Source organism: Marinactinospora thermotolerans DSM 45154, from assembly GCF_900167435.1.
Classification (GTDB): Bacteria; Actinomycetota; Actinomycetes; order Streptosporangiales; family Streptosporangiaceae; genus Marinactinospora; species Marinactinospora thermotolerans.
Genome location: NZ_FUWS01000006.1, coordinates 213,039 through 229,693, shown reverse-complemented (window position 1 = coordinate 229,693; position 16,655 = coordinate 213,039). Strand labels below are relative to the sequence as shown.

Below are 16,655 nucleotides of genomic sequence, written 5' to 3'. Positions count from 1 at the left end.
GGTGGCCGACACTTTCGCGAGGATCCCACGCGGGACGGGCTAGGTCACCAGTCCGTGTCGGTAGGCGTAGACGACGGCCTGGACGCGGTCGCGTAGGCCGAGTTTGGTGAGGATGCGGGATACGAAGGTCTTGACGGTCTCGTGGCTGATGACGAGCGTCGCGGCGATCTCGCTGTTGGACAGCCCGTCCGCGATGAGGCGGAGGACCTCCAGTTCGCGGGGTGTCAGCGGGGTGTCCCGCGCGCCGTTCTCGACGGGCCGGATACGGGCGGCGTAACGGCCCACGAGCTGACGTGTCACCTGGGGGTCCAACAGCGCCGTGCCCATGGCCACGGTCCGGATTCCGTGGAGCAGCCGGTCCGGCGGCGCGTCCTTGAGCAGGAACCCGCTGGCTCCGGCCCGCAATGCCTCGTAGACGTACTCGTCCAGGTTGAACGTCGTCACCACGAGCACTTTCACGGGGTGTTCGACCCCGGCGCCGGCGAGCAGCCGGGTGGCCTCGATGCCGTCGAGGATCGGCATGCGCACGTCCATCACCACGACGTCGGGGCGCAGTCGGCGGGCGAGCTCCACGGCGGTGCGCCCGTCTCCGCACTCGCCCGCCACCGCCAGGTCGGGCTGCGCGTCGATGATGGTCGACAGCCCGGTGCGGATCAGCGCCTGGTCGTCGCAGACCAGCACTCGGATGGGCGTGCTCACGCCGGGCTTCCCGCGGGTATCCGCGCCCGGACGAGGAAGCCGCCGCCGCTCTGCTGGCCCGCGCTGAAGTCGCCGCCCAGGACGTTGACCCGTTCGCGCAGGTTCTCCAGTCCCCGCCCGCTGCCGCCGGGGGAGCCGGCCCGCGAACCGGAGCCGTCCGTGCCGACCTCCACGGTGATGTCCCTTTCGCTGTGGCGCACCAGGACCGAGGTCCGGCCGCCGTGGTCGTACTTGAGCGCGTTCGTCAGGGCCTCCTGAACGACCCGGTAGGCCACGAGGTCGGCGCTGCCGGTCGAGGTCGGCGGCGTGCCCTCCTCGGTCAGCTCCACCGGCTGCCCGGCCAGCCGCGTCTGCTCGACGAGCGTGAGCACCCGGCCGACGGGTGGTGTCCTGTCCTCGCCACCGGTGCCGTGGTCGGGGTCGAGCAGGTCGAGCAGGTGCCGCAGGTCCGTGATGGCCCGCCGGCCGGTGTCGCTGATGGCGACCAGGGTCTGGTCGAGGCGGTCGGGCGAGGCGGTCAGGTACCGGGCGGCCTCGGACTGCACCACCATCGCCGTCACGTGATGGGTCACGACGTCGTGGAGCTCGCGGGCGATCCGGGTGCGCTCGGCGGCGCGGGCGGCCTCGGCGACGTGGATGCGGCGTTCGGCCTCCGCGATCCGGGCGGAGCGCAGCCCCGCGCCGACGCCCCATATAAGGGCCAGCACCAGGTAGAACGACAGGAACTCGGCCACCCCTTTGCCGGGCCCGAGGTGGTGGAGCGCGACCGCCAGGGCCGCGAACGCCACGGACGAGGCGATCATGGTGCTGCGCCGGTACCGCTCCAGATACGACCCTGCGCTCAGCAGCGCGATGGGCAGCGCGGTGCCGGCCACGAGGTGGTAGCCGCGCAACTGGTCGAGGACGAAGCCGCCCGACACCAGGATGAGACAGACGAGCGGCCACCGCCGGCGCACGGCGAGCGGAAGGCACTGCAGGACGGCCGCCACACCGGCCAGCAGATCAGCGGGACGGGTCGGCAGGCCGCCGACCTCCGTCCCGTTGCCGTGGAGCGCCGGCACGGTCGACGCCACGAGGAGCAGTATCCCCAGCGGGAGATCCCGGACCGTGACATCGAGCCGGTGCCACAGCTCCATGACACGTCGACGATCGATCACCGGGGCAGTGTAGCGGCGGAGTCGGCTCCCGCGGTCCGCCGGGAACCGAAGGGCACGATGTTTCCACGCCGGTGGGCCAGCCACAGGAACACCAGGGTCAGCAACGCCCCGAAGGCCACCGAGTACACGCTGCCCTCCGGTCCGAAGTCGCCGCCGGTGAGCAGCGCCGGACCCGACATCGTGCCCTCCAGGAGGCCCTGGTTGGTGCCGTTGCCGGAGACCACGGTGCTGAAGATGCCGGCCGCGGCGAAGTTCCAGCCGAAGTGCACGCCGATCGCCACCCAGAGGCTGCGGGTGGCGGCGTACACGGCGGCGAGCATGAAGCCGGCCTCGATCGCGATGGCGATGGCGCCCCACAGGGTCGCGTGCTCGTTGAACAGGTGCGAGAGGCCGAACACGAGGCCGGTCAGCGCCAGGGCCAAGTACGTGCCGATGTGCTCCTCGACGATCCGGAACAGCACGCCTCGGTACACCACTTCCTCGGTCACCGCGGCGGCGAGCATGAAGCCGAGCAGCCCCAGCGTGCCGGTCACCGAGCCCAGACCGATGACGTCGTAGTACCCGGAGGCGAAGAGGATCGCGATGACGGCCGCGAACATGCCGACGCCGATCAGGACGCCCCAGCCGGTCCGGGAGGCGGCGCCCTTCCAAGCCGCGTCCGTGGCGGGCCGGTGCTCGGTCCGCCGCACCACCCACCTGTACCCGAGCACGATCAGTATGGCGACCACTATGCCGAGGACGAGCGTGAGCCAGTCGTTCTCCACCACCGCGCTGACGCTGATGCCGCCCAGGGCGTATATCGCCATCACGGTCAGGAACTGCCAGACGAACCTCATGGAAACCCTTCTGCCGGGCCGCGACCGATGCGCCGCGGGCTGCACTGAACGCTACGGATCCGGCAGCCGGAAATCGTCACCTCACGGTGGACACCTGGCTGTAGCTCGCATGGGGGACAAGCCCTCGGGTGGCTCCGCCCCGACCCGCCGTCACCGGGGCCGGCCGGGGCCCTCGGGCGTTGGTGGGTGTACCCGGGGAGGCAACGCCTCAAGCGTCGCGGGGGCCTGGACGGAGACGGATCACGTGTTCACCGGGGACACGGGGCGCCGTGGCATCCGGTGGCGGGCCGTCGCTGCGTTCGCGCACCGATGCGGCCACCACCGTCGAGATCCGGCAGGTGCACCGGCTACGGGGTCGACAAGGTCCACGCCGGGCTGAACCGGCAGGGCCACCGCGCGGCCCGCCGCACCGTTCACCTGCTGACGCGCCAAGCCGGTTCGCGGGGCATCGCCCGCGGCAGGAGCCCGCGCACCACCACCCCGGCCCCGGGACCGGACATGCGCCCGGACCTGGTCGAGAGAGCGTTCACCGCGGATGCTCCGAACCGGTTGCGGGTCGCCGATATCACCTACATCCGCACCTTCGCCGGGTGGGTCTACGCCGCGTTCGTGATCGATGTGTTCTCTCGCCGGGTGATGGGCCGCGGTCGTTGCGCCCCGATCCGGCGCTGGCGCGTTGGAGATGGCGGTGTGGAACCGCGAGCACGTCGGGCGCAGGTTGGACGGGCTGGTCCACCACTCCGACCGCGCAGTGCAGTATCCGGTGGTGCGCTGCACCCAGCGGTCGGCCGAGGCGGGCGTGGTGGCTTCCGTCGGCGCCACCGGCGATTCCTACGGCAACGCTCTGGCCGAGGCGTCGCACTCGCTGTTCAAGGCCGAGCTGATCCGTGACCGCGGCCCGTGGAAGAACCTGGGGGAGGGGGAGATCGCGGTGGCCGGGTACGTGGACTGGTTCGACCACCGCCGCCTGCACGGCGAGATCGGCCTGATCCTCCCAGCGGAGTTCGTGGACGGCTTCTACCGGCAACAGAACGGGTCAACACAGGACGAGGCGTTGATTCCGCGCCTCTAAAGAACCCGACACGAGACAGCGCGGACAGCCCCGCGCTCTCGGCGGTGTCGAGGATGAGCCGCCCTGGGACGGGAAGCCGATCAGGCGCCGCCCGTTCGTCTCCCCGGAGCGGCGATCCGTATTCCGATCGCCCCTCTACAGTGGGTTTTTGTGCTCTACGGAAGGTTTGCGGAACTCAGTGCGCTCGACGAGGTGATCGCACAGGCCCGCCAAGGCTGCGGCGGGGCGGTTGTGCTCCGGGGTGAGGCCGGCGCGGGCAAGACCGCCCTGCTCGACGCGGCGGCCGGGCGGGGCGAGGCGATGAGGGTGCTGCGGACCAGCGGCGTCGAGTCCGAGTCCGACCTGGCGTTCGCGGCACTGCACCAGTTGCTCTGGCCGGTAGCGGGATCGCTGGAGGCGCTGCCCGGGCCGCAGCGCGACGCCGTGCGAGCGATCCTGGGGCACTCCGCCGACGGTGCGGGCGACCGCTTCCTCCTGGGCGCCGGCGTGCTGTCGCTGCTGGCCGAGGCCGCCGGTCCGGAGGGCCTGATCTGCGTGGTCGACGACTTCCAATGGGCCGACCGGGCCTCGGCCGACGCGCTGCTGTTCGCCGCCCGGCGGCTGGCCACCGAACGGATCGCGATGTTGATCGCCGTCCGCGGCGACGCTCCAGTCAAGGGAGTGCCGACGACGGTGGACGTGCGCGGCCTGCCCGAGGATGCTGCGGCCGAGCTGCTGGAATCCCGGCACGGGCTGCTCCTGGCCGCCTCGGTGAGACGGGAACTCATCACGCTGACCGGGGCGAACCCCCTGGCCCTGAACGAGATCGCGGCCCGGCTGACGCCCGCGCAACTCGCCGGCCGCCAGCCGCTGCCCGACCCGCTGCCCGGCGGCGCCCGGCTCTTCGGCGGCCGGGTGACCGCGTTGTCGGCCCCCGCGCGGCTGGTCGCGCTGCTCGCCGCCGTCGAGGCCGACCTTGAGGCGGTCCTGCGTAGCGCCGAGCGGTTGGTGGCCGGGGCGGGATCGGAGGCGGCGGCGTCAGTGGTGGCGGCGGCCTTCGCCGAACTGGAGGAGAGCGGGCTGGCCGAGGTTTCGGGCACCGACGTGCGCTTCCGTCACCCGCTCATGCGATCCGCGGTCCACGAGGCGGCCACCCCCGCCGAGGTCCGCCACGTGCACGCCGCCCTGGCGGAGCAGACCGCGGGCGACCGTAGGGCCTGGCATCTGGCTGGAGCCGCCCTGGGACAGACCGAGCCGGTCGCTCTCGCGCTGGCGGAGGCCGCCGCGCGGGCACGTGACCGCGGCGGATACGGTGCCGCCGCCACCGCCCTGTCCAGGGCCGCCGAGCTGACCCCCGGGCCGCGCGCCCGCGCCGTCCGGCTGAAGGACGCCGCCGTGGCGGCCTGGCTCGGCGGCCGCCCGGGGCAGGCGGAGTCGCTGCTGGCCGAGGCGCGCGAACGGGCCGAGGGGGACACCACCCTCGCCATGGAGATCGCCCAGCTTCGGGGCCGGTTCGAGCTGAACTCGGGCAATGCCGCCGAGGCCGTGCGGATCCTGGCCGCGGGCGACACCCTGGACATGCTGGCCGACGCCGTGGAGGCGGCCTCATACGTCGGCGACACGGCGGCCATCGTCGAGCTCGGCCGACGGGCGGCGGCGCACCCCGAGGGGTTCCTGCGGGACACGGTGGCCGGGATCGGGCTGACGCTGAGCGGCGACCCTGCCGGGCCGGGCCTCCTGCGGCGGGCACTGGCGCGGGCCGGCGAGCTGGAGGACGCGGCGGGCCGCCTGTGGGCGACGGCCGCGGCCAGCGCTCTGGGCGAATCGGACCTGGCGACCGAGATGGCCGAGCGGGCCGGGCGTGTGGCCAGGGTGTCGGGGATGACCGGGCAGCTGCCCGTCGTGCTGGAGTTCGTGGCGACAGCCGACCGCCTCGCCGGTCGGCTGTCGCGCAGCCAGGCCGTCTCAGAAGAGGGCCTGGCGCTGGCCCGGGAGGCCGGATATGAGAACACGGTGGCCGCGCACCTGGCCAACCTGGCCGTGCTGGCGGCGCTGCGGGGCGAGGCGGAGTCATGCGAGCGGCAGGCCCGCGAGGCGCTGGCCATCGCCATCCCCCACCGGGTGGGATTGAGCGCGGGGGTGGCGTCGTACGCGCTGGCACTGCTGGAGTTGTGCCTGGGCCGGTTCGCGGCGGCGCACGACCGCTTCACGGCCATCGCCGCGGCGGGACCGGGCGCCGGACATCCGACCGTGGTGTGGCGGACTGCGCCGGACCGCGTCGAGGCCGCGGTGGGCGCGGGCGACGAGGCCGGTGCCCGAGCGGCGCTTTCGGACTACGAGCGATCGACCGAGCACGCCGCGACGTCCGAATCCCGCGCGCTGCTGGCCCGCTGCCGGGGCCTGGCCGAATCGTCGGAGGACGCCTTCGGCGAGGCGCTGCGGCTGCACACCAACCCTTTCGAGGCGGCCAGAACGGCTCTGCTGCTGGGTGAACGCCTGCGGCGCGCGCAGCGCCCAGGCCAGGCGCGAGCGCACCTGCGGATGGCGTGGGAGATTTTCGAGCAGGCAGGTGCCCGGCCGTGGGCCCGGCGCGCGCGGGAGGAGCTGCGGGCGGCGGGCGAGAGCGGGCAGGCACCGCCCACACCCGTGCGCGACGCCCTGTCCCCGCAGGAGTTGCGCATCGCGGGCCTGGTCGCCGACGGGCTGTCGAGCAAGCAGATCGCCGCCCGGCTCTTCCTGAGCCCGCGTACGGTCGAGTACCACCTGTACAAGATCTATCCGAAGCTGGGCATCAGCTCCCGTACGGAACTGGCGCGACTAGTAGTTCTACAGAAGGCGTCCGCACCCGAAGACGGCATGCTCTGAGACATGCGCAGCACAGACATCTGGAGCGAAGAGTTCGGCGCCGCGACGGACACGCCGATCCTGCTGATCATGGGTTCGATGTCGCAGGGCGTCCTGTGGCCGGACGAGTTCGTCGGTCGCCTGACCGCCGGAGGCCGCCGGGTGATCCGGTACGACCACCGTGACACCGGCATGTCAGGCACCGCCGACTTCGCGACGGAGCCCTACACCTGGAACGACATCAAGAACGACGTCTACCGCGTGATGGACACCCACGGCCTGGACAGCGCGCACCTGGTCGGCCACTCAGCGGGCGGTCTGCTCGGCCAGCTCATCGCGGTGGAACAGCCGAAGCGGGTGCGTTCGCTGACCGCCATCGCCTCCTCGCCACTCGGCGGCGGCGAGGGCCAGGTCCTTATGCGGGCACTGACGGGCCAGCCGCAGCCCGAGGGCAGCCTGCCCGAGCCGACGCCGGAGTTCGTGGCCTTCTACCGCGCGTTGATGGCCGCCCCACCGCCGGAGAGCAGGCGTGCGCGGATCGACGGCATGATCGCCGAGCAGCGCGTGCTGCACGGCACCGGGCTGCCCTTCGACGAGGACGCGGCGCGCCGGCTGCAGGAACGCGTCTACGACCGGGCCCGCGACCTATCGGCAGTGGCCAACCATCGGTTGGCCGCGATGGCCGATCCTGATTTCGAGCCGGTGGGGGTGCTGGACCAGGTGAAGGCGCCCACGCTGGTCATCGAGGGCAGCCACGAGCCGGCCAAGCCGGGCCACGGTGCGGTCATCGCCGAGCAGATCCCGGGTGCGCGGCTGATGATCGTGGCGGGTATGGGGCACACGCTGCCGCTGGAGACCCACCGGGAGCTGGCCGATGCGATCCTCACGCACACGGCCGAGTGAGGGAGTCTGTTGCGGAATTCCTGCGTCCCCGCCGTCGAAGTGGCGGGCCTGACTCAGCGCTTCGGCACCGTGCTCGCCGTCGACCGGCTCAACCTCACTATTCCACCGGGGATGTTCTACGGCATCGTGGGCCCCAACGGCGCCGGTAAGACCACGATCCTGACGGCCATGTGCGGGTTGCGCCGTCCGACCGCGGGCACGGTCAGGGTCGCCGGCCATGATCTGCGCACCGCGCGCGAGGCAGCACTCGCACAGCTCGGTGTCATGACGGACGGGCTGTCCCTGCCCGAACGGCTGACCGCCGTCGAGGTCCTGCGCTACAGCGCCGGGCTGCGCGGCCTGGACGGCGGCTGGCGGGCGCGGGCGGGCGACCTGTTGGAGATCCTCGGGCTCGACGCGGTTCCCCGGACGCTGATCGTTGAGTACTCCACGGGCATGCGCAAGAAGATCAATCTTGCGCTGGCGCTCCTGCACCGGCCCCGGGTGCTGGTGCTGGACGAGCCGTTCGAGGCGATCGACCCGGTTTCGGCCCGTTCCATCGAGCAGGTGCTCAAGCAGTACGTCGAGGCCGGCGGCACGGTGGTGCTGTCGAGCCACATCATGGACTTCGTCGAGCGCAACTGCCGTCGGGTGGCGGTGGTGGCCGGCGGCCGGGTGCTGGTCGAGGGGCCGGTGGAGCAGGTGGCCGCGGGCTCAACGCTGAACGAGCGGTTCGTCGAGCTGGTGGGCGCCGATCCGGTGCGTACGCTGGAGTGGCTGGCATGACCCGCGCCTTGTTCGCGCTCAAGCTGCGATTGTTCCGCAACGGCTCACACAACGAGCGCGCTTTCAGCCTGGTCGCCGGGCTGATCCTGGCGGCCCTGGTGATCGCGGGCGCGTCCTTGAGCACCCGAGGCGTGATCCACGAGGGCTGGATCGCCGTGGCGCTCACGGTCTGGGGTGGCATGTGGCTGTTCGGGCCGCTGGCCCAGCCCCGCCATGACCCCTCCGTGATCTCCCGTGAGTGGCTGCGCGGTTACCCGCTGCGGCAGTGGCGGCTGGCGCGGGCGCTGTCGTGGACCGAACTGCTGGGCGTCGGCCCGCTGATCACACTGGCGTGCCTGTCGTCGCTGGTGGTGCTGGCCGCGCCGGGCGGCACGGTGGCGGTGGCGGCCGCCGTGGCCGCGGTGGTGGCCCAGCTGTATCTGCTCGTCTGGGCGGGCAAGACGGTGGCGGCACTGGCGGCCTGGCTGCTGCAGACCCGGGTCGGGATGACTCTGGCCGCCGTCCAGACCGCGATCATGCTCGCGCTGTCGTTCGCCGGATGGGTGCCGGTCGCGGCCTGGCTGCTGCCGCTCCTCGGCGTGGGGGACACCACCCTGGTGATCCCCACGGCCGGGCGACTGCCCGAGCCGATGGTCGACGTGCTCGCCGCATCGCCTACCGGCTGGGGGTACGGCGCGGCACTCGCCGCCCGCGACGGCGCCGGTGCGGGGCCGGTCCTGCTGCCACTTGCCGCACTGCTGACATTGGGCGCCCTGTTGCAGCTCTGCTGGATCGCGCTGACGGTTCGCGTCCTGCGCCGGCCGCCTCGCCAGGCGAGAGCGCGGCGGCCCGCCGTACCGGGACGTGCGCTGTCCTTGCCGTTCACGACGCCGCAGGTGGCCGCGGTCGTCTCGCGAGAGCTGGCCACCTGGCTGCGGGACCCGGCGCGCGGCGTCGAGCTGCGCAGCGCCTGGCTGACACCGCTGCTGATGGCGCTCGTCATCGCCGCCACCGACTGGATCTGGGCGCTGCCCCTGGTCGGCCCGGCGGCAGCCGTGTTCGGCGCGATGGCCGCGGTCAACACCTACGCCCTGGACGGCACGGCCCAGTGGCAACTCCTCACCACACCGGGCGCCCTCAAGGCCGACGTGCACGGGCGAATGGCGGCGTGGGCGCTGATGTTCGGCCTGCCGTCCATCGCACTGGCGGCTGTGCTGTGGGCCGCGACCGGCTCTCCCTTGGGAGGCGCCGCCGTTGGCGGCGCCATCGCCGCGGCCGCCGCGGGCTGCGCCGGGGCACCGCTGCTCGCGCTCGTGATGCCGGCCGTGGGCGCCGACGCCCGCGATCGCGTCTACCCGGGGCAGCAAGCGGGCGATCCGACGGGCGGGCAGATGACGATTTTCCCAGTAGTCCTGCTGGGTGCCATCCTGCCCGGCGTTATCGGTGGTCCGTGGTGGGGGAGCGTCCTGGTCGCCGGCCTGCTGGCCGCCATCGTCCTGGGCGTGACACCCGCGCTCAGCGTGCGCCTGCTCCGGCAGCGCGGCGCCGGCCTGCTGGAGGCGATGGCCGCCCGCGACACCGCGGTCCTGCGCGCAGCCACCGGCACCAGGAGCTGACTCACCCGACCGCTGGATACTCTCCGACACGGTCGGCTCGGAGCGACGCCGTGAGGTGCACCGGTGTACGCGGCGCGTGGGGGCTCCGCGGAACTCTGTGCCCCATCGGAGGCGGGGCGCGGTTTCCCGGACCGGTTCCGCGACGCCCCTACCACCGCCCGAACCTACGCCGAAATGCTCATCGTCCTCTCCGCGGTGTTTAACCCGCAGGCGCGTCCACGCCATGGCCCGCTGGAGGGCTCGGGCGAACAGCCACGCTCAGCCCTGCCGACCGAGGCCGCTGAGCGCCGGCCGAGGGCCCGCCCCCTCGTGCAGGCGGCTCTCGGGCTCGTCGTCGCAGGCCTGGACCAAGGCAGGGATTCCGGCGGTGTTGTCGCCGGTGGGAACGGAGCGGCCGGTGACGGCACCGAACCGGCCGCCGCGGTGCGGGGTCCGCCGGGCCGAGTTAACGTGGCCCCGTTCAGGCGTACTCCCGGGGTGGTTCACCGCCATGGTCCGCTCGGCTCGGCGGAACGCCGCGGTCGATCCGCCGGTCCATGCCGTTTGGTGACCTCCCACACATGAGGGTGCGGGTCGACGGGGACGGCTTGCCACTCGACGACCACATCCGCTCCGCGCCATCCCGGTGCCCAGCGCTGAAAAGCCCGTGGGGATGGCCGCGCGTGAAAGAAGGAGCAACCTTCCGACTTCTTTTGCACCCAGCCCAGTGCTTCGTGTAGCCGCAGGCCAGAGGGCCTGTTGTCGGCGTCTTACTGTCATGCGAGGCCCGGCAGTCGCCGTCGGAGTCGCCGACACGAAACGAGACCCTGACCTGTAGCCGCAGCTCAGGGTCTCGTTCCGTGATTTCATGTGGCGCACTCGGGAGGATTCGAACCCCCGACCTTCTGTTCGGTCGAGGGGACTTCCGGACTCGCGAGGATGCCGGTCGACCCGTGGTCGCCTGCGAAAACTCCTCCCGGTTCTTCCCCCGGGATCATTGGGGCTCTCGCGCTGGTATGTACTGAATGTGTACGCGGAGGGGAGCCGTTTCAGCCCAGGTAAGGTGGCTCTTCCTGCCCGAACGCATGGCGCAGTCTGAGGCGCTGCGTGTGGTGGATGGGAAGTTCGTCGGAAGGTTCTACTCATCCCCTGCCGAGTGCTTTCGTTGGGTACCCGGCAGGGAGTGGCGGGGGCAGGTCACGCGACGCCTAATACGGCGCGGACTTCGGGAACGTCCTCGAAGTCGGCAAGACGACAGAGCACGACCTGGGAACGCTCCGCCGTGCGGTCACTGGCGACATCGGCGGACAAGGCGAACATCCGCGCCGTCGTCTCCGCGGCCGCCTCCGGCTCGTTGGCGTCGGCGTAGGCGACCGCGAGCCACGACAGGTAGAGCGCGAGTTCTCGGGCGTGGGCGGCGTTATACCGGTTGAGCACATCCCGTAGTAGGGGGACGGCGCGCAGCGGCCGGCGAAGCTCTGTGTACACCCGCGCGTCCATGACGCGAAGCTCGTCCTCGCTCACCCAGTACGCCCATTCCGGCGCGGCTTCTGGCTCTGCGGCTACCAGTGCCTCGTGTGCGTGTTCAAGCGCCCGCATGGCGGCTTGGGCTTCCCCGATGCTCGCGTGCGCCCACGCGACACGATCGAAGAACAGGGCTCGTGCTTTACCAGGGGCGTCCGGCCCGGCGTCGTCGAGTGCCGCGCGCGCGAGGGCGAGCCCTTCCCGCTGGCGTCCGGTGTTCGTCCACTGGTAGGCCAGGGAGCCGGCGACGTTTCCGGCAAGGGTCAGGTCCCCGGCCTCGCGCGCGGCGGACACACCGAGACGGTAGGTCGCCTCTGCGCGGTCGTGGTGTCCGGCGTCGGATTCGATCCACCCCACGATCTGGGCCAGTTCCCCGATGGCGACCAGAAGGGACCTGCCCACCGCCTCGGTGTGCCTTCCCTCCTGGTAGAGCCGGAGCGCGGCGGCCAGTTCCCGGCGAGCGGGCGAGACCAGGTCGCGACCGGCGAGCACGTCGTCAGCGAGCCGCAGCCCGTGCACCCGTGCCGCCAGGTCGCGCGCGTCCTGCGCGCCGACGCGCCGGCCGGTCGAGGCCGTCAGCGGCGTCAGCGGGTCTCCATCGGGCAGCAGCGTGGTCAGGGTCGCTGCCGGGTCAGGCGAGTCATCAGAGGCGCCATTCGCGGCTATCGCGCGTTCGAGGCGGTCCCGTGGAATGTCGAGCGCGGTCGCGATGTGCGGAAGCCAGAAGCGGGGCACGCGGCGCCCCTTCTCCCAGCGGTAGACCTCTTGGCGGGTGACGGTCGAACGCCCGGACACCTGGGCCAGTTCTTCAGCGAGTCTGGATTGCGACCAACCGCGTTCCTTACGCGCTCGGCAGATCATCGCACCGAACGTCTCGGGGGGCATGGCTCCAGTCTGGTCTACAGATTGGCCTACAGGTAGGCCGATCCCCATTCCCCCCTGTTCGGCAAGGCTGGGGAACGAACCGACCCCCGCGACGCGGATCAGGCGTCCGGGGGCGTGGCCACCAGCTAATCAGGAGCTGATGACATGTCCGACCCTAAACCGTTTCCCTCCGTTGTGCCGGGGCGGCGGGGGCGTTCCCGCGCACACGCGGCCGGTCACGCCGCAGCCGCGCGGCTTCAAGCCGCTCACCCGCGCACGTTGATCTGGTACGGCGAGACGTCCGGCTGGTTCTACGCCATGGACACGTCCGGCCTGCCCATCTCGCCCCGGCTCGACACACTCGCCCGGCTGCTCTGGCAGCGTGCCGGTGGCCACCACCGCGGCGTGGGCGCGCGATGAGCGACCGTCTCGACCCGCTGGTGTTCGACGATCTCGTGGAACTGCGGGAATGGGCGCGCGCCATGGACAGGCCGTTGGAGCTCGTCGAACGCGCACCCGATTCCGACGTCTACGCCGTCCGGGCCGGACATGCCACGGCCGTGTGCCATGTCCCCATCTGCCCGGACGAGGCGACCCTGCGACGGCTCAACGCCGAGCACACCGGCCGTTGGCGCGTGTGGCGCTCTCTCGACGAACACGGCCGGCCCGCCGCCTGGGTGGCCACCAACCTCGGGGCCGCGGGAGCGGCGATGACCTTGCACGAGACCACGCCCGAGCGGCTTGAAGAGCAGATGAACGCCCCGCCACCCGCCTACGGCCGAGCCTTGGGGACACCGAGCCACGAGGCGGGCTGAGAACGGCCGGACACCGGTGGAGCGGCCTCGGTTCCTCCCCGGTAGCCGGCTGGACGGACGGCCCCGGCCTGTCGAAGAGGGGAAGGCCGGGGGCCGTTCGCATGCACCACCCGGAGACGGACGTGTCGCGCTGGGGCAACTACAGACCATGAAAAGCGGAGACCCCTTTGAACCCGCCCGACTCCTTTGAGGGGCCCGCGGCGATCCCAACTACGGAAACACCAAGGGGATATCCAGGTACGAGTGCCAGAGCCTGACCGTCGAGTCCGAATCGGGAGATGAGGCCACTGGCGACGCACTTCGGTCCATCCCGGTTCTGTCCGTGCTGAACGCCGGGGTGTCATCGGCCCTGCAAGGGTTCACGCTTCTCAGCCGAGGCCCGCTGCCGGAGGACCTCGGCAAACACGGCCCCACAGAGGAAGCGCTGACGTGGGTGGCCTACCTCTACCGGATGGCGCTCATCTTCGGACATGCGCCCGTCCCGGCCGTCGGGGAGGCTCTCGGCCTTCCGAAGTCGACGGCGAACCGATGGATCACCCGGGCGCGGGATCGGGGGTTGCTGACCGTGCAGGACAAGAGAGGACAGAGGAAGGTGGACGAGTAGTGGCACGTGTCTGGGTCGAAGACCGCAACGAGCACGCGGCGTACCGCGCGGCGGTCGAGAAGGCGAAGGCCGCGAAGCGCACGCCACCGGGCCGGTGGCGGGTGCGCTGGTACGACCCCGCTGGCAAGCCGAAGGCGAAGGTGTTCACCAAGAAGCCGCAGGCAGAGAACTACCGGACCGAGATCGAGAACGGACTTGCCGAGGGGTCGTACCGCGACCCGTCGGCGGGCAAGATCCGGTTCCGTGAAGTCGCGGCGCAGTGGATCGACGCACAGGCGCTCAAGCGTTCATCACGGTCCAAGTACCGGGACGTGCTCGAAGACCACATCCTTCCCCGGTGGGGTGATCTCCCGGTGAAGTCGATCGAGTTCGACGACGTCGCCGCGTGGCTCGCCGGTCTCCAGAAGCCCAAGGAGGAGGGAGGGAGGAACCTCGGAGCATCTCAGACGCGCACCGTCCACTCGGTGCTGTCCATGGTGCTGGACTGGTGTGTTCCTCGGCGCCTCTCGGTCAACCCCGCGAAGGGGGTCCCACTGCCGAAGCTCCCGCCGAGCGATCACGTTTACCTGACCTATGAACAGGTCGAGGCGCTTGCGACTGCTGCCGGGGAGCTGCGCACGAAGTACGGCAGGCCGACCGCCACGGCGGGAGTGAACCGGACGCTGATTCTCCTGCTCGCATACACGGGGCTGCGCTGGGGGGAAGCGTCGGCGCTCCGGGTGAAGCATGTGGACCTCGACCGTCGGCGCATCAAGGTCACCACGGCGTTCAACGAGGTCGACGGGGAACTGTACGAGGACACGCCGAAGACGGGAGAACGCCGCGTCGTACCCCTGCTCCGGTCGCTCGTCGAAGAGCTACGCCCCCTCGTGGCCGGGCGGGAACCTGACGCGCTGGTGTTCCGTACTGGGCGGGATAAGCCGCTCCGTATCCGGAACTGGCGGAACCGGGAGTTCAACAAGGCGCGCAAGAACGCGGGGCTCGACGGGATCGGGCTCACGATCCACAAGCTCCGCCACACTGCGGCGTCGCTTTCGATCGCGGGTGGTGCGGACGTCTACGTCGTTCAGCGGATGCTCGGCCACGCCAAGCCGTCGATGACGCTCGATACCTACGGGCACTTGTGGCCGGACCGACTCGACGAGGTCGCCGACGTGATCGACCTCCGCCGTGTCGAGGCGGTGAACAACGCGGCGAAGCGGGCCGCCTAGGGAAGGCCCCCGGGCCATGTGTACCGAATGCGTACCGGGAGCCCACGGCATCCTCGCAGGGAAGCGCGAGAAAAGACGAAGCCCCACCTGTTTTACCAGGCAGGGCCTCATCTTCGCTGTCTCATGGCGGCGCACTCGGGAGGATTCGAACCCCCAACCTTCTGATCCGTAGTCAGATGCTCTATCCATTGAGCTACGAGTGCTTGTTCTGTTGTCCGTCGCCTCGGCTTCCCTGTCCGGTCCCCCTGGCGACGTGAAAAACTCTAGCACAGCTCCGGAGAGGGTTCGGACCGTGAACGGCACCTCCGGGAGCGGGTGTGAGCGAGGCTACACACGCCTCTGGGAGTCGTCGCCGGCGGGCGGGGCGTGGCGGAAGGCTGCGCCCCCGGCGAGGACGGTACGCGACCAGGGGGCGCGGGGAGGGCTCTCGCCCCCGGCCCGGCCTCGGCCGTTGTCCGGACCCCGGCCGGGCGCACGCAGGGCCGCCGGCACGCGCCCGGGACCGCAGGTGCCCGGGTCAGGCCGTCGCGTCGGCGACCGCGCGCTCCCAGACGTCCATGGCGGCGTCGACCTGTTCCTCGGTGACGATCAGCGGCGGGATCATCCGTACGACGTTGCCGTGCGGCCCGCAGGTGAGCAGCAGCAGTCCGTGTTCGACGGCGGCCCGCTGGGCCCGCGCCGCGGTGTCGGTGTCGGGGGATCCGTCCGGCGCGGTGAACTCGTTTCCGAGCATCAGGCCGAGCCCGCGCACATCACCGATCACCGGGTGGGCGTCGGCGACGCGGACCAGGCCCTCGCGCAGTCGTTCGCCCATCTGCGCGGCGTTCTTGACCAGCCCCTCCTCCTCGATCACGTCGAGGGTGGCCAGGGCCGCCGCGCACGCCACCGCGTTGCCGCCGTAGGTGCCGCCCTGGGAACCGGGCCAGGCCCGTTCCATCAGCTCGTCCGGCGCGGCGATGGCCGACAGGGGGAAGCCGCTGGCCAGGCCCTTGGCGGTGATGAGGATGTCGGGCCGTACGGCGGCGTGCTCGTGGCCCCAGAACCGCCCGGTGCGGCCGAAGCCGGTCTGCACCTCGTCGACGACGAGCAGGGCGCCGTGCCGGTCGGCGCGTTCGCGCAGCCCGGCCAGGAAGGACGCCGGCGCGGGGACGTAGCCGCCCTCGCCGAGGACCGGCTCGATGAAGAAGGCCGCGGTGTCGAGCGGCGAGCTGACCGTGGCGAGCAGGTAGTCGAGCTCGCGTAGCGCGAACGCGCCGGCCTCCTCCTCGGTCATCCCGTAGCGGTAGGCGTAGGGGAACGGCGCGACCGCGACCCCCGGCATGAGCGGCCCGATGCCGGCCCGGATCTTCACGCCCGAGGTGGTCATCGAGGCGGCGGCCATGGTCCGGCCGTGGAAGGCGCCCTGGAACGCGATGACGTTCTGCCGTCCGGTGGCCTGCCGGGCCAGGCGCAGCGCCGCCTCGACCGCCTCGCTGCCGGCGTTGACGAAGAAGAGCCGGTCCAGTCCGGAGGGGAGCACCGATCCGAGGCGTTCGGTCAGGCGCAGCAGGGGGCGGTGCATGACGGTCGTGTACTGGCCGTGGACGAGCGTGGCGACCTGGCGCTGGGCGGCCTCGACCACCCTGGGGTGGCAGTGCCCGGTGCTGGTGACGCCGATCCCGGCGGTGAAGTCGAGATAGCGGCGGTCGTCCTCGTCGTAGATGTAGGCGCCTTCGCCGCGGGCGGCGAGGACCGGGGTCGCCTGCTTGAGGGCGGGCGAGAGCCGTACCGGCTGCTCGGCCATGCTCGGACCTCTTCCGTAGGATTGT

General features: G+C 71.4%; 13 protein-coding genes and 1 tRNA gene. 8 read left to right on the top strand and 6 right to left on the bottom strand.

The annotated features are described in order from the left end of the window. Window positions 1-39 precede the first annotated feature (39 nt). Genes B5D66_RS12655 through B5D66_RS12645 form a run of 3 tightly spaced genes read right to left on the bottom strand, consistent with a single transcriptional unit; the run spans window position 40 to window position 2,692 of the window. Window positions 40-699 carry a response regulator gene (locus B5D66_RS12655; RefSeq protein ID WP_078761899.1) on the bottom strand — a complete coding sequence of 220 codons (660 nt, stop codon included), beginning with the start codon at window positions 697-699 and terminating at the stop codon, window positions 40-42. Further along, the gene (locus B5D66_RS12650) at window positions 696-1,856 is read right to left on the bottom strand and encodes a sensor histidine kinase (RefSeq protein WP_078761898.1); all 1,161 of its coding nucleotides are present in this window, start codon (window positions 1,854-1,856) and stop codon (window positions 696-698) included. The genes B5D66_RS12655 and B5D66_RS12650 overlap by 4 nt, the downstream gene beginning before the upstream one ends. After that, a complete protein-coding gene (locus B5D66_RS12645; protein ID WP_078761897.1) occupies window positions 1,853-2,692 on the bottom strand; it encodes a type II CAAX endopeptidase family protein in 840 nt (279 codons plus the stop codon). Before B5D66_RS12645 ends, B5D66_RS12650 begins: the two co-directional genes overlap by 4 nt. Before the next feature lie 682 nt (window positions 2,693-3,374). On the opposite strand from B5D66_RS12645, the gene B5D66_RS12640 reads away from it, so the two are divergent. The 5 genes from B5D66_RS12640 (at window position 3,375) to B5D66_RS12620 (ending at window position 9,850) form a co-directional block, all read left to right on the top strand. Next, the gene (locus B5D66_RS12640; RefSeq protein WP_078761896.1) at window positions 3,375-3,764 is read left to right on the top strand and encodes an integrase core domain-containing protein; all 390 of its coding nucleotides are present in this window, start codon (window positions 3,375-3,377) and stop codon (window positions 3,762-3,764) included. Window positions 3,765-3,914: 150 nt separating this feature from the next. Continuing rightward, entirely contained in the window at window positions 3,915-6,608 is a 2,694-nt protein-coding gene (locus tag B5D66_RS12635) for a helix-turn-helix transcriptional regulator (protein ID WP_078761895.1), read from the top strand. A gap of 3 nt (window positions 6,609-6,611) precedes the next feature. Then, window positions 6,612-7,490 carry an alpha/beta hydrolase gene (locus B5D66_RS12630; RefSeq protein ID WP_078761894.1) on the top strand — a complete coding sequence of 293 codons (879 nt, stop codon included), beginning with the start codon at window positions 6,612-6,614 and terminating at the stop codon, window positions 7,488-7,490. A gap of 9 nt (window positions 7,491-7,499) precedes the next feature. Next, on the top strand, window positions 7,500-8,255 hold the full coding sequence (locus tag B5D66_RS12625) for an ABC transporter ATP-binding protein (protein ID WP_078761893.1): 756 nt from the start codon (window positions 7,500-7,502) through the stop codon (window positions 8,253-8,255). A 116-nt stretch (window positions 8,256-8,371) separates the two neighbouring features. After that, on the top strand, window positions 8,372-9,850 hold the full coding sequence (locus tag B5D66_RS12620) for a hypothetical protein (protein WP_144390103.1): 1,479 nt from the start codon (window positions 8,372-8,374) through the stop codon (window positions 9,848-9,850). 1,176 nt (window positions 9,851-11,026) lie between these two features. On the opposite strand, the gene B5D66_RS12615 is transcribed toward B5D66_RS12620, so the two are convergent. Beyond that, window positions 11,027-12,238: an NsdA family TPR-like regulatory protein gene (locus B5D66_RS12615; RefSeq protein ID WP_078761891.1), complete on the bottom strand. Its 1,212-nt coding sequence runs from the start codon at window positions 12,236-12,238 to the stop codon at window positions 11,027-11,029. Window positions 12,239-12,496: 258 nt separating this feature from the next. On the opposite strand from B5D66_RS12615, the gene B5D66_RS26110 reads away from it, so the two are divergent. From B5D66_RS26110 to B5D66_RS12595, 3 genes are all read left to right on the top strand, one after another. Then, the gene (locus tag B5D66_RS26110) at window positions 12,497-12,637 is read left to right on the top strand and encodes a hypothetical protein (protein WP_235000959.1); all 141 of its coding nucleotides are present in this window, start codon (window positions 12,497-12,499) and stop codon (window positions 12,635-12,637) included. After that, on the top strand, window positions 12,634-13,032 hold the full coding sequence (locus tag B5D66_RS12605) for a hypothetical protein (protein ID WP_078761889.1): 399 nt from the start codon (window positions 12,634-12,636) through the stop codon (window positions 13,030-13,032). The genes B5D66_RS26110 and B5D66_RS12605 overlap by 4 nt, the downstream gene beginning before the upstream one ends. Before the next feature lie 603 nt (window positions 13,033-13,635). Beyond that, on the top strand, window positions 13,636-14,847 hold the full coding sequence (locus B5D66_RS12595; RefSeq protein ID WP_078761887.1) for a tyrosine-type recombinase/integrase: 1,212 nt from the start codon (window positions 13,636-13,638) through the stop codon (window positions 14,845-14,847). A gap of 130 nt (window positions 14,848-14,977) precedes the next feature. Here B5D66_RS12595 and B5D66_RS12590 read toward each other — a convergent pair. Continuing rightward, window positions 14,978-15,050, bottom strand: a tRNA-Arg gene (locus B5D66_RS12590). A 314-nt stretch (window positions 15,051-15,364) separates the two neighbouring features. After that, window positions 15,365-16,630 carry an aspartate aminotransferase family protein gene (locus B5D66_RS12585; RefSeq protein ID WP_078761886.1) on the bottom strand — a complete coding sequence of 422 codons (1,266 nt, stop codon included), beginning with the start codon at window positions 16,628-16,630 and terminating at the stop codon, window positions 15,365-15,367. Window positions 16,631-16,655 lie beyond the last annotated feature (25 nt).